We start from the raw sequence: 13697 nt of genomic DNA on the forward strand, positions 1-13697 counted from the left end.
CCCATTGCTGCTCTCTTCCAAATATGGCATATACATTCTGTCTGACAGTTACTTCACAATATACTTCTCCTCTCTCTCCAGAGGCTGCACCAGCGAAATCACATTCCGGTACGTCACATCTGCCGAGCCATTGACCGTGATCTGTACTTTATTTACCGTCTGAAGCTCTGTCAGCGAATCGACGATCGCGTAAATCGGAATATACTCCGCCACATCGATATCCCCGGAAATAAAACTGCTATCCAGGTTGACATAGCAGGTATTATCTGTCAGTGATACGTTTAATACCTTTGTATTTTTCGGCATCACTGAAAGCCCGCCATTCTGGGAACCTGCCAGCAGCTGTTCCACTACCAGGCGTTCCAGCGACGTGTTCATACTGTGAAATACTTCCCGTTTTTCTGCCACCAGACCATCTTTTTCTTCATTGGCAAAATACAGGGTCAGCTCTACTTTTTCATACGAATTGACATCCGAAATACTGTCTACAAAATCACTTCCTGCGATCGCGCCCACCGGGTTCCCATGTGTGTCCAGGAGCGGCTGTCCCTCGCAATTAATGCTGATATAATCGACTCCCTTAACCTGTGTAAAGGTCTTTGCCAGCGCCGCCCGGCACAGAATCTCCCGCGACGCTTTCGTATTCATATATTCCTGATTAAAATTCAACGTCAGCACGTTATTGTCCCGGTTAATATCCAGGAATTCAACCTTATCGCTTAAAACTGCCTGATACTCCGGGTTTTCCGGCGCCGCAAGGATCTGCCCCGCCAGCTCCCCGATCAGGATCTCAGCGTCCGCCGTCTCCGTCTGATAGGAAACACTCGCCAGCCCCGTGCGCGTCGAATTGAGATAATAAATCTGATAGACGCCGTCCTCACCCGCCGTCGGATGCACCTCTTCTTTTTTTCGGCATCCGCTCAGAAGAAGCAGACATGCCAGGCAAAGGATCAGCCACGAACTTACGCTTCCTGCCCGTTTTCCAGAGCTTTTTTTTCTTATTTTCTCCATTTATTATTTCCTGTTGTTATTTTGCAATCTATCTCACAATAGACATTTCCCTGACCTCACATTCGAACACTGCAACACTCAAATACCGCAACATTCAAACACTGAAACATTCGAACACGACAGCATTCAAACACCGAAATATTCGAACACTACAGCACCAGCAACCATCTCGAACCTCTAAACCGCCCAGAACCACGCTGTCTACGGAATATAATTCAACGGAATCCGCACCGTAAAGGTTGCTCCCTTGCCTTCTTCACTCTTCAGGCGGATCGCGCCCTGATGAAGAAGAATAATATTCTTCGTGATCGCAAGCCCCAGCCCGGTACCGCCTGTCTCGCGTGAGCGCGCCTTATCTACACGGTAAAAACGCTCAAATACGCGCTCCTGGAATTCTTTCGGGATTCCCACGCCATTATCCTCTACCTTCACATAAAAGAACTTGTGGTCAGCATCCAGCGTCACCCAGACTTTTCCCTCTTCGCGGTTATACTTGATCGCATTTTCCACCAGGTTCGAAAGTGCCAGGCTCAATTTTACCTCGTCCACATCCGCCGATACTTCCCGCTTGCTCTCATACGTGATCTCAATGTTCCGCCGCTTCGCGATCGGGGTCAGACGTTTTAAAATCTGTTCCAGAAGACCATTGATCGAAGTCTGGGCAATATTCAGATCCGGCGATGATTTATCCATTTTGACTAACGTCAGCAGATCATCGATAATCTTGCCCTCGCGGTCAATCTCCGCCGAAATATCCTGCATAAACTCCTGATATAACTCCGCCGGGGCGTTCTCCATCCCCATCAGAGAATCCGCCAGCACCCTTATCGAAGTCAGCGGTGTTTTCAGCTCATGCGACACGTTGGAAACAAACTCCTGACGCGACTGATCCAGGTTTTTTAGTTTCCGGATGGTCTGCATGACTGCCTCCGAAATGTCCCGCGTCTCCCGATATGTTTTTACATCAATATCCTGATCCAGATTTCCCTCTGCCACCATATCGAGCTGCTGCTGCAGGCGGCGGAATGGTTTCAGCAGGCAAGCCGCCGCCAATAAATCTGCGATCAGAATAAAACAGAACATAACGAGCTGCAAAAATCCCGTCTTCTGCACAATTTTCTCCTGCAAAAGCGCCGAATTTTCCGTGGACGCCATCAGAAGAAGGACTCCCTGCACGCCTGCCGTATTTTTCCCATTTCCGGCTGCCACATCCGAATCGATCGGCGCTGCATCCGTGCTTTTTGCCTGAATCGGCTGCGCTACATAGAAATACTTTTTCTTCTGGTTCAGATAGCTGGAAGTTTCCCCGTCAAATGCCTTTAACACATCCGATACAACCAGCGTTTTCCCTCTGGAAAGACCAAATGTGTCTTTCAAAATCTTAAAGCTGTCGTCCACCAGCACGATTCTTCCGTTCATCAGATCCGCCGTTGTACTAAGTTCCGCATCCAGCGCCGGATTTGGATTTCCCGACAGCAGTACATTGATATAATCACTGCTGCGTATCTTGTTTGCTAAAATCAGACACCGGTTCTGCGCTTCCGCCATCCGTTCTTCCACGTGGCTCTGGTAAAAATACCCCGATGTAAAACGAACCTGTACCAGAAGCGGAACCAGCGTCAGGATCAGAAAGGCGAGGAACAGCGGGATTCGCATCCCAATCGTGTGCTCCATCGCTTTCCATATCTTTCTTTTATGTTCTGCTATTCTTCTCATGTTCCTGTCCTGAACGATTACAGTTCACACGCTCTTTGCGTTGCTTAACTTACTGACATTGGCTGTGAACTTTAACCCCGAAATGCTGCTCCGTAACTGCGTTTCTCACAACAACGATCCGATTTCAAGCTTCTTCGTTGCCGCAATCGCCAGCGCTCCCGGTCCGATATGGCAGGCTACACTTAAGGACAGCGGCTCTACACGGACTTCCGTCTCCGGGAAAAGTTCCCGAAGCTCGGCTGCCAGCTCCTGCGCCATCTCATCATTGTCGGTATGCGCTACATCAATATACGTTTTTTCTCCCGTCACATCATCAAACCGATTTTCCAGATCGCGGGTGATCGCCGTGATCATCATGGAACGCGCCTGTTTCATCGTCCGCGCCTTCGCAAATGCGTCCAGCTTCTCGCCCTGTATCGTCAGAACCGGTTTTAAACGGAGAAGTGTTCCGAGCGCTGCTGCCGCTGGTGTGATTCTACCGCCCTTTTTCAGATATTTTAATGTGTCAACCGTGATATAAATAGTTGAATCCAAACCTGTCTCTTCCAGCTTTTTGCAAATCGCCTCCGCGTCCATGCCGGCTGCCGCCATGTCAAGCGCATCCTGCACCGAACGGCGCTGGGTCACGGAAATCCTGTGATTATCCGCCACCTGTACTTTTCCGTCGAAATCCTCTGCCAGCATCTTTGCCGTCTGGCAGGAGCTCGAAAGCCCGCTGGACATCGGGATGTGCACAACTGCATCGTATTCCTCCAAAAGTTTTTCCCAGAGATTTAAGATCGTCTCCGGAGACGGCTGGGATGTGCTCACATCGTGATCCCCGCTCAGATGCTCATAAAATTCCTTCTGTGTCAAATTTATATCTTCCAGATACTCGGTTCCATCAATCATAAACGGCATCGGCAGGACATATACGCCCATCTCTTTCGCCTGTGCCTGTGTAATTCCGCTGTTGCTGTCTGTAACAACCGCTACCTTCATGCTTGTTTCCTCCTGTTTCCCTGTAAATCCGCTGCCATCCTATTTTCCGCATAACACTTTCTTTTCTAAAAATGTCTGCCCTGGAACAGCCTCCGAGCGGTTCACATAGATGATTTTATTTTATCCTATTTTCTTATGAAATGGAAGAGAGAAGTAACGGGATTTTCACGGGATTTTCAGTTCAGAAAATTCCCACCTGTGAACAAAAAACTGCCACAAAACAAGCCCCGACCAGTCCTCTGTTCATGATCTTTTCTTGCTTTATGGCAGTTTTCCCGATTCTTATTGACGGTTATATTTATACTTTCCTAATATATTCGAAAATTCTCCCTATTTCACCAACAGCGACTCTCCCGTCATCTCCTTCGGCTTCTCAAGTCCCATCAGTTCAATCAGCGTCGGCACAATATCGCAGAGGCGTCCGCCCTCGCGCAGCTTGTACGCCGGGTCAGCGCCGACCAGGACAAACGGTACCTGATTGGTCGTATGAGCGGTCCACGGCTCGCCGGTTGCCTCATCGACCATCACCTCTGCATTACCGTGATCGGCGCAGATAAAGAGAACACCTCCGGCTGCCTTGATGGCTTCAACTGCACGTCCTACGCAGGCATCGACGGTCTCAATCGCCTTGATCGCAGCCGACTCCACGCCCGTGTGGCCTACCATATCCGGGTTTGCAAAATTGATGATGATGACATCATATTTGCCGGACTCAATCGCCTCCACCAGCTTATCGCACACGATCGGTGCGCTCATCTCCGGTTTCAGGTCGTAGGTCGGAACCTCCTTCGGAGACGGAACCAGAATGCGGTCCTCGCCCTCGTTCGGCTCTTCCACGCCGCCGTTGAAGAAAAATGTTACGTGTGCATATTTCTCGGTCTCGGCGATACGTGCCTGCGTCATATGGTGCGCCGCCAGGAACTCTCCAAACGTGTTCTTAATCTCTTCCTTCTTGAACGCAATCAGCTTGTTCCCGATCGTCTCATCGTAATCGGTAAAGCATACAAACGTCAGATCAAGCTTCTTCTCTCTCGCAAATCCGGTAAATCCCTCATCGCAGAATGCGCGGGTGATCTCTCTTGCACGGTCCGGACGGAAGTTGAAGAAAATGACGGAATCGCCATCCTGAATCGTGGCAATCGGCTTTCCGTCCTTCTCTACATAGAACGGTACGACGAACTCATCGTTTACCTCTTTATCATAGGATGCCTGAATGCCTGCACACGCGCTTTCTGCCTTCTCGCCCTCTGCCTTTGTCAGCACATCATAAGCTTTCTGGACACGATCCCAGTTTTTATCACGGTCCATCGCATAGTAGCGTCCCATCACGGAAGCCACCTCGCCGATGCCAAGCTGCTGCATCTTCTTCTCTAATTCTGCTACGAACTCCTTGCCGGAGGTCGGCGGTGTATCACGTCCGTCCAGAAAGCAGTGCACATACACTTTTTTAAGTCCCTGACGTTTTGCGAACTCCAGAAGTCCGAATAAATGAGTCAGATGGCTGTGAACGCCGCCGTCTGATACCAGTCCGAACAGATGCAGGGCGGAATCATTTTTCTTGCAGGTGTCTGCGGCTGCCAGAAATTCCGGATTTTCAAAGAAATCGCCATCCTCGATTGATTTCGTGATACGGGTCAGCTCCTGGTATACGATACGTCCGGCGCCCATATTTAAATGACCAACCTCCGAGTTACCCATCTGTCCGTCCGGCAGACCGACCGCCAGACCGCTGGCATTGCCGCGCACAAACGGGCACTGGCTCATCAGCTGATCCATGATCGGTGTCTTTGCCTCACACACGGCATTGTGCTCACAGGTATCTCTCATGCCGTATCCATCGAGAATCATTAATACGGTTGGCTTTTTTTTCATCTCTTTCTTCTTCCTTTCCTTCCATGAAATGAACCGTTTTTCTGAAACAACCGGATGAACCAACAATTTTGATTGTTTCAGGTCAAAACCTTCACCTTCTTTTTTTACTGGCAAAAAGGGGACTGCCACGCCTCACACGTGCGACAGCCCCCTTTTTCTCATCTCTTATTTATAATTTACAATCTTTCCAAAATCTGCCTTTAAGGATGCGCCGCCTACCAGACCGCCATCGATATCCGGCTGTGCAAACAGCTCCGGAGCCGATGCTGCAGATACGGAACCGCCGTACTGGATGCGGATCGCCTCTGCGGTCGCCTCATCGTACACTTCCTTGATGCACGCACGGATCGCGCCGCACACTTCCTCAGCCTGCTCGGTGGTCGCTACCTTTCCGGTACCGATCGCCCAGATTGGCTCGTATGCGATCACAGCTGTCTTTGCCTGCTCTGCGGTCACATTCTGGAATGCGATCTTGATCTGCTGACGGATCCAGTCAAGCGTGATGCCCTGCTCTCTCTGGGTCAGAGTCTCGCCGCAGCAGATGATCGGGGTCAGACCGTGCTCAAATGCTTTCAGTACCTTCTTATTGACCGTCTCATCGGTCTCTGCAAAGTATTCTCTGCGCTCGGAATGTCCGATAATCACGTATTTAACGCCTGCATCGGTCAGCATATTCGGGGAAATCTCGCCGGTGTAAGCACCTTTCTCCTCGAAATACATATTTTCAGCGCCGACTGCGATGTTGGTTCCCTCGCACGCTTTTACAACCGGGATAATATCAATCGCCGGTACGCAGAATACAACGTCTACATCTTCCGAAACAACGAGTGGCTTCAGAAGCTCTACCAGAGCTACTGCCTCCGACGGCGTCATGTTCATTTTCCAGTTGCCTGCTACGATCTTTCTTCTAGCCATGACTATTCTATTCCTCTTTTCTGTTTGTTTATTTGTTACTGTTCACGCATACGTGCCCAGTAACGGAATTTGCCGTGGCTTCGCATTTAAATACGGCAAATTCCTGCTGCCACCACGTTTTCTTACGGCACTTTCGGTTCCAAAAGTGCCTACCTGTAAACAGTAACATTTATTTATTATTCGCTGCCGCTACACCCGGAAGCTCCTTTCCCTCTAAGAATTCCAGGGAAGCGCCGCCGCCGGTGGAAATATGGGTCATCTTGTCGCCAAATCCAAGCTGGTTGACCGCTGCTGCAGAATCGCCGCCACCGATGATCGTGGTCGCTTCGGTGTCTGCCAGTGCTTTTGCAACTGCGATTGTACCCTGTGCCAGAGTCGGGTTCTCAAATACACCCATCGGTCCGTTCCATACAACTGTCTTAGCAGATTTTACGGTGTCTGCATACAGCTTTGCAGTTTCCGGTCCTATGTCAAGTCCCATCGTGTCAGCCGGGATAGCGTCAACCGATACATTCTGTACCTCGATCGGTGCATCGATCGGATCCGGGAAGGATGCTGCTACAGCTGCATCAACCGGAAGAAGCAGTTTCTTGCCAAGCTTCGCCGCCTTCTCTACCATCTCACGGCAATAATCTAACTTTGTATCATCGACTAAGGATTTACCAATCTCCTTGCCCTGTGCTTTTAAGAAGGTAAATGCCATGCCGCCGCCGATGATCAGCGTGTCGCACTTCTCCAGCAGGTTTGAGATAACGTTTAATTTATCGGCTACCTTCGCGCCGCCTAAAATGGCAACGAACGGGCGGACCGGGTTATCTACTGCATTTCCAAGGAAATCGATCTCTTTCTGCATCAGGTAACCAACTACTGCGGTGTCCACATACTGGGTCACGCCTACGTTTGAGCAGTGTGCGCGGTGTGCAGTACCAAATGCATCGTCCACATAGACATCACACAGGGATGCCAGATCCTTGCTGAACGCCTCACCGTTCTTGGTTTCCTCGGCACGGTAACGGGTGTTCTCAAGCAGAACAACCTCGCCATCCTTCATCGCCTCAACGGCTGCCTTTGCGTTCGGTCCAACCACTTCCGGATCGGCTGCAAATTTCACTTCCTGTCCCAGAAGTTCAGACAGACGAACGGCTACCGGTGCCAGAGACAGCTCCGGCTTCGGCTCTCCCTTCGGTTTGCCAAGATGGGAGCAGAGAATTACCTTTCCGCCGTCCGCAATCAGTTTTTTGATCGTCGGAAGCGCTGCCACCAGACGGTTTTCATCGGTGATCTTTCCTTCTTTTAACGGTACGTTGAAATCACAGCGTACCAGAACGCGTTTGCCCTTTACATTGATATCATCCACGGATTTTTTATTCAGCATATCCTGTCTCCTTTACATTATAAAAGAATAAAAAACAGGTCCGGTCCCGACCGAGGACCGGACCCATCTTGAATCCTTATGATTTTCTATCGAATCGATAAAATTATGCCAGCTCTGCGAAGTATTTGATTGTACGAACCATCTGGCTTGTGTAGGAGTTCTCGTTGTCATACCAGGAAACAACCTGTACCTGATATAAGTCATCACCGATCGGAGATACCATAGTCTGTGTAGAATCAAACAGGGAACCATAGCGGATACCTACGATATCGGAAGAAACGATCTCATCCTCGTTGTAGCCAAAGGACTCAGTCTGAGCTACCTTCATAGCCTCGTTGATAGCTTCCTTGGTAACGTCAGCTTTCTTAACAACAGCTGTCAGAATGGTAGTGGAACCAGTCGGAACCGGAACACGCTGTGCGGAACCGATGAGCTTGCCGTTTAATTCCGGAATAACCAGACCAATCGCTTTTGCAGCACCGGTGGAGTTCGGAACGATGTTGACAGCGCCTGCTCTTGCTCTTCTTAAATCGCCTTTTCTGTGCGGTCCGTCCAGAATCATCTGATCGCCTGTGTAAGCGTGGATGGTGGACATGATACCGGACTGAATCGGAGCATAATCGTTTAATGCCTTAGCCATCGGAGCCAGGCAGTTAGTTGTACAGGATGCTGCGGAGATAATCTTATCTTCTGGTTTCAGTGTCTTGTGGTTTACATTGTATACGATAGTCGGAAGGTCATTGCCTGCCGGTGCGGAGATAACGACTTTCTTAGCGCCTGCATCGATATGTGCCTGTGCTTTTGCCTTGGATGTATAGAATCCGGTACACTCCAGAACTACGTCTACACCAATCTCGCCCCACGGAAGTTCAGCAGCGTTTGCCTTTGCGTAGATAGTAATCTTCTTGCCATCTACTACAATATAATCTTCGCCAGCTTCTACCGTATGTCCATCGTATCTGCCCTGAGCAGAATCATACTTTAACAGGTGAGCTAACATTTTCGGATTTGTCAGATCGTTGATAGCTACGACTTCGTAACCCTCAGCGCCAAACATCTGTCTGAAAGCCAGACGACCAATACGACCAAAACCATTAATTGCAACTTTTACTGCCATGATCTCATTCCTCCTAGAAATTCATCTTCATGATTGTTAAATATTAATCAACCCTGCTTGTATTGTACCCAACTTTTCCTAAAATAGCAAGTGGTTTTTTGTAAATTTTACAGCAAATATTCAGTATTCTCTCTCTTTCTGCGCACAACTTCGACGGATTGTCATATATTAAATGGAATTTTGTGCTGACAGTCTTAATTTTGCATATTTTTTTAACCAAATGCTCTAATTCGAACTATTTTCATTTTAATCGATCTCTTCTTGTTTTTCAACCTTTTTCCGTGGCTTCGCATTTGAATACGGCAAATTCCTGCTGCCACCACGTTTTCTTACGGCACTTTCGGTTCCAAAAGTGCCTACCCGTGAACAATAACCCGGCCACTTTGCAACTCGCCATCCGGCGTCTTGTAAACCTCCACACTTTCTTGCAGATCGTTTCTTTTTTTACTATAATAACTTTAATCATCGTTTTGGTTTACACATTTTGCAGACCGGATCAACTCATTTCCTACATCAAATAAATTCCGGAGGTTTTATATATGAAGATAAAGGAAGGAAAATCAGCGCTGGAACAGAATCTGTACCGATCCTTTCTGCTCCTTTCCGCTACTCTGGTGCTCATCTCACTTGGTTTTACTCTGTTTTTTGATATTTCCAGACAGCGAAAGGATATGGACAAGCTGATCAGCGGCACTGCTTCTTATATTGCTGCAATTCCGGATGTCGCCGCCATGCTGGAAAACGGCTATCCTGATTCCACCGTGACCCGCGACCTGGATTCTCTTTCTTTGAATATACCAGATATCAATGTCATCCTCATCAGTGATAAAAACGGACTGCGCTTTTACCACACGAACCGTCTGAAAACCGGCGATTCCTACGTGGCAGGTGACGAGGACGCTATTCTGGCAGGAAGCGATCCATATATCACAACCGGCTACGGCACGCACGGCATGCAGCGGCGCGCCTTTCACGCAGTAAAAAACAGCGACGGAGAGATCGTCGGTTTTGTGATGGTTTCCCTGTTCACCGCTACTCTGTCAGCCCAGCACCGCAGTCTGCTGTTCTTTTATATAATTATATTCCTGATCATGATGATCGTCAGCATTTCCCTGACGCACACAATGTTCTCCCTGCTGCGCGACTCCCTGTTGGGATATGACCCGGAAGAACTCGTCAATATTTATACCCGCCAGGATGAGGTCATGAATATGATCGACGAGGGACTTGCCGCAACCGATCTGGACGGCAGAATTCTCTTTGCCAACCAGAAAGTTTCCACGATACTCGGTCGTCCTGCAAACGAACCTCCGCTCACCCACTTAACGATTCAGGAATTGTTTCCACAGACCGCTTTCGATCAGGTCATAAAAACCGGCGAAAGTGTAACGCACGAGAGCATCAGCTTCGCCGGACGCCAGCTCATCGTCAAGGAGGTGCCGATCCATGGACGCGGTAAACAGGCGCGCCGGGGTGTCCTGATCGTTTTATTTGACCGCACCGACCTCCTGCGTCTCTCCGACGAGCTTTCCGGCGCCCACAATATGTTGGACACGCTGCGCGCGTTCAACCATGAATTTTTAAATAAGCTGCACATCATTCTCGGCTACCTACAGACCGGGGAGATTCAGCAGGCGATGAATTTTATCACCAACAGCAGCCTTGTCTCCAGCCAGTCCGTCCGTGAGACAGCCAACTGCATCCGCGTTCCGAAAATCTGTGCGCTTGTGATCGGGAAAATGATGCACGCCGCCGAGCTTGGCATCCGCCTGCAGGTCAGCGCCGACAGCACCTGCCGCGACCATGATCTGCTGATCCCGGTGGAAGGATTTGTCACCATTCTCGGCAATCTGATGGAAAATGCCATTGAAGAGCTAAGCCACGATCACACCGCCAGTCCGGATGTCATTAACGCATCTGAAAGCCCGCGCGAGATCCACATCGGCATCTACTGCCGCCCAGACGTCAACATCATCACCTGCGAGGACACCGGGCACGGCATACAGCCACAGCTGCTCGATCATATTTTCGAAAAAGGTGTTTCCTCCAAGGGCGAGAACCGCGGAACCGGGCTTTTCCTGGTTCATGAGCTGATGGAGGAGTACGGCGGAACCATTGATATCGACACAGAGCCTGGCGAGGGCACCTGCTTCACCCTGACATTTACCCGAAAGGAGACAGAATCTAATGTATAAAGTCATTATTATAGAAGATGATCCGATGGTTGCATCCATCAATAAACAGTATGTCGAGCTGACCTCCTCTTTTCACGTGGAGGCAACTTTCAAAAACGGCATCCTTGCCCTGCAGTATCTGCAGAACTGCACGGTTGACCTGATTATTCTCGACTACTACACGCCTCAGATGAACGGTGACGAATTTATCGACCAGCTCCACGCGGCTGGCATGACCCCTGCGATCATCATGGTAACCTCTGCCAACGACGCAGAGACCGTCCGCCGGCTTATTTCCCGCGGCGTCACCGATTATCTCGTCAAACCATTTGAATATGACCGTTTCAAAGCTGCCCTGGAACGATTTGCGAAACGTCAGGAGGAATTGAAAACATCGGCGTCCGCTTCTGACCTGGGACAGGCGGAGATCGACCGCCTCTTCTCCGTCCCGGATGTCTCCTCCCAGAGCGCTCCGCTGACAAAGGGCCTAAATGAACGCACCCTTGGACTGATCCGTCTCTTTCTCTCCGAACATCCGGAGGAGGTCTGGTCCAGCGAACAGATTTCGGAACAGGTTCATTTGTCCCGTATTACAGTCCGGCGGTACTTAAATTACCTGGTTGAAACCAACGAACTGGTCAGCATGATCGATTACCAGACCGGTGGACGCCCTTCTATTAAATATAGATATTCCGGAAAATAAGAGCCACTTCGTTTTCCAGCAATATACAGGTTTTTCCTGCCTTTTCGCGGCTACAGCTGTACAGATTCATCATAGAACCGTATCTATACTGCAGTCGCTTTCTTATAGTCATTTTTATTTACAATACTTACAAAACTGTATTTAAAATTACATAAATTGACTTCCCTTTTTCAATCTTATAAACTGCTTATAAAAGAAATAAACAAATTCTTAAAAAAGAATGGAGGGAAGTTCTATGTTAGAACACATTATGGGGTACTTTGGAACTTACACACCGGCAGCGGACGGTGCGATTGCTACATTCCAGTTCGAGTATCTGACCACACTTGGTTTCGCAGCCATCGTTATCTTCTTAGGACGCGCGATTGTCGCTCACAGCGCCCTGCTCAGAAAATATGCAATACCGGCTCCGGTTATTTCCGGTATCATCTTTTCTGTTGTTGTATCTATCATCAAGGGTTCCGGAATCATCGGTTTTTCCTTTGATGCAAAAATCGTGAAAGACTTATGCCAGAACTTATTCTTCCTGTGCGTAGGTTTCGGCTTCAGCTACAAGATGTTAAAGCATGCAGGCGGAAAGCTTTGTATCGCAATCGCAGTTGCAGCCTGTGTCCTGATTACCTTACAGGATGTCGTTGGTTACCTGGTAGGCAGCGCCATCGGTCTTCATCCGCTTCTGGCTCTGCAGTGTTCTTCCTCAGCTATGTCCGGCGGTGTTGGTACTGCTTCTGCATTTGGTCCTATCTTCGAGAACATGGGTGCTCCGGATGCAACCACAGTCGGTGTAGCAGCCGGTACTATGGGCAACATCATGGGTTCCTTAATCGGTGGCCCGGTTGCAGCTTTCCTGATTTCCCGTCACGGTCTGAAATCTGACCCGAACGACAGACCGGAATCCGCAAAAGCAGGTTCAGCAGCTGTTCTTAACAACACCCGTATGATCAAAGCATTTGCCCTGTCTCTGCTTGTAGCAGCACTTGGTATGCCGATCTACTGCCTGTTAGACAACATCCCAATGATCGAGATGCCGAAATTCATCGGCTGTCTGTTCGCAGGTGCTATCGCAAGAAACATCATGGATGCAGCTGGTATCGAATTCCCGGTTCCGGAGATCGACGCTATCGAGCATATGTTCCTGGAACTCTACCTGGCACTGGTTCTGATGACCATCGATATCACAAAGCTGGCTCCGGTAGCTGGTCAGATGGGTATCATCCTCCTTGCACAGGCTATCCTGATGGCACTCTTTGCAATCTTCGTATCCTTCAACGTATTTGGCCGCGATTACGGTGCAGCTGTTATGGCAGCTGGTAACTGTGGATGGGGCTGTGGTTCAGGTCCGAACGCAGTAGCAAACGAGAAAGCCGTTATGGATCAGTATGGATGGCACACCGTTGCTTGGGTTCTGTATCCGTCCTTCGCAGTTATCATCGACGATATTTACAACCCGATTTTCCTTTCCATCTTCTCCAGCCTGATTACAAAATAATCACTGAGACGAGATAGGAACACTTCATATAAGACATCTTTTATATAACAACATACCTAAAGCTCAATTGAAAATGTAACCTGAAAGAAGAGCGTCCGGTTCCCCCACATAAACCGGACGCTCTTTTTTGTTACTGTTCACGCATACGTGCCCAGTAACGGAATTTGCCGTGGCTTCGCATTTAAATACGGCAAATTCCTGCTGCCACCACGTTTTCTTACGGCACTTTCGGTTCCAAAAGTGCCTACCTGTGAACAGTTACATTTATATTTTCCTCTTCCTTGGTCTTGTCTTATCACTGTTTTTTATGTTATACTTTTATAGAGTTTTAATATTCTTTTAAT

At 48.9% G+C, this 13697-nt stretch carries 10 protein-coding genes; 3 read left to right on the plus strand and 7 right to left on the minus strand.

Annotated features, from left to right (window positions below):
- Positions 1–48 precede the first annotated feature (48 nt).
- The 7 genes from DXB70_RS11100 to gap form a co-directional block, all read right to left on the minus strand.
- Positions 49–1011, minus strand: a complete 963-nt coding sequence (locus DXB70_RS11100) for a GerMN domain-containing protein (RefSeq protein ID WP_118570818.1) — start codon at positions 1009–1011, stop codon at positions 49–51.
- 201 nt (positions 1012–1212) lie between these two features.
- Complete coding sequence (locus DXB70_RS11105) at positions 1213–2727, minus strand: ATP-binding protein (protein WP_118673325.1); 1515 nt, start codon at positions 2725–2727, stop codon at positions 1213–1215.
- Between the two features lie 105 nt (positions 2728–2832).
- Entirely contained in the window at positions 2833–3708 is an 876-nt protein-coding gene (locus DXB70_RS11110) for a DegV family protein (protein WP_118673326.1), read from the minus strand.
- A 330-nt stretch (positions 3709–4038) separates the two neighbouring features.
- The gene (gpmI, locus tag DXB70_RS11115; RefSeq protein ID WP_118524470.1) at positions 4039–5580 is read right to left on the minus strand and encodes a 2,3-bisphosphoglycerate-independent phosphoglycerate mutase; all 1542 of its coding nucleotides are present in this window, start codon (positions 5578–5580) and stop codon (positions 4039–4041) included.
- Positions 5581–5745: 165 nt separating this feature from the next.
- Positions 5746–6495, minus strand: a complete 750-nt coding sequence (gene tpiA / locus DXB70_RS11120; RefSeq protein WP_022359187.1) for a triose-phosphate isomerase — start codon at positions 6493–6495, stop codon at positions 5746–5748.
- A gap of 169 nt (positions 6496–6664) precedes the next feature.
- Positions 6665–7870 (minus strand): phosphoglycerate kinase, encoded by a 1206-nt coding sequence (locus tag DXB70_RS11125; protein WP_107001070.1) that lies wholly within the window; start codon positions 7868–7870, stop codon positions 6665–6667.
- A 103-nt stretch (positions 7871–7973) separates the two neighbouring features.
- A complete protein-coding gene (gene gap, locus DXB70_RS11130; protein WP_117795942.1) occupies positions 7974–8987 on the minus strand; it encodes a type I glyceraldehyde-3-phosphate dehydrogenase in 1014 nt (337 codons plus the stop codon).
- A 539-nt stretch (positions 8988–9526) separates the two neighbouring features.
- Between gap and DXB70_RS11135 the strand changes: the two genes are divergently transcribed.
- The 3 genes from DXB70_RS11135 (at position 9527) to DXB70_RS11145 (ending at position 13353) form a co-directional block, all read left to right on the plus strand.
- A complete protein-coding gene (locus DXB70_RS11135) occupies positions 9527–11182 on the plus strand; it encodes an ATP-binding protein (protein WP_117795943.1) in 1656 nt (551 codons plus the stop codon).
- A complete protein-coding gene (locus DXB70_RS11140; protein ID WP_117795944.1) occupies positions 11175–11864 on the plus strand; it encodes a response regulator in 690 nt (229 codons plus the stop codon). Before DXB70_RS11135 ends, DXB70_RS11140 begins: the two co-directional genes overlap by 8 nt.
- Positions 11865–12099: 235 nt before the next feature.
- On the plus strand, positions 12100–13353 hold the full coding sequence (locus DXB70_RS11145; protein ID WP_107001073.1) for a sodium/glutamate symporter: 1254 nt from the start codon (positions 12100–12102) through the stop codon (positions 13351–13353).
- Positions 13354–13697 lie beyond the last annotated feature (344 nt).

It is taken from the genome of Clostridium sp. OM05-5BH, assembly GCF_003481505.1.
Classification (GTDB): domain Bacteria; phylum Bacillota; class Clostridia; order Lachnospirales; family Lachnospiraceae; genus Otoolea; species Otoolea fessa.

What these genes read in the sequence shown, in the direction of transcription:
- DXB70_RS11100 (WP_118570818.1), bottom strand. Translation starts at nt 1,011, where the DNA reads ATGGAGAAAATAAGAAAAAAAAGCTCTGGAAAACGGGCAGGAAGCGTA.
- DXB70_RS11105 (WP_118673325.1), bottom strand. Translation starts at nt 2,727, where the DNA reads ATGAGAAGAATAGCAGAACATAAAAGAAAGATATGGAAAGCGATGGAG.
- DXB70_RS11110 (WP_118673326.1), bottom strand. Translation starts at nt 3,708, where the DNA reads ATGAAGGTAGCGGTTGTTACAGACAGCAACAGCGGAATTACACAGGCA.
- gpmI (WP_118524470.1), bottom strand. Translation starts at nt 5,580, where the DNA reads ATGAAAAAAAAGCCAACCGTATTAATGATTCTCGATGGATACGGCATG.
- tpiA (WP_022359187.1), bottom strand. Translation starts at nt 6,495, where the DNA reads ATGGCTAGAAGAAAGATCGTAGCAGGCAACTGGAAAATGAACATGACG.
- DXB70_RS11125 (WP_107001070.1), bottom strand. Translation starts at nt 7,870, where the DNA reads ATGCTGAATAAAAAATCCGTGGATGATATCAATGTAAAGGGCAAACGC.
- gap (WP_117795942.1), bottom strand. Translation starts at nt 8,987, where the DNA reads ATGGCAGTAAAAGTTGCAATTAATGGTTTTGGTCGTATTGGTCGTCTG.
- DXB70_RS11135 (WP_117795943.1), top strand. Translation starts at nt 9,527, where the DNA reads ATGAAGATAAAGGAAGGAAAATCAGCGCTGGAACAGAATCTGTACCGA.
- DXB70_RS11140 (WP_117795944.1), top strand. Translation starts at nt 11,175, where the DNA reads ATGTATAAAGTCATTATTATAGAAGATGATCCGATGGTTGCATCCATC.
- DXB70_RS11145 (WP_107001073.1), top strand. Translation starts at nt 12,100, where the DNA reads ATGTTAGAACACATTATGGGGTACTTTGGAACTTACACACCGGCAGCG.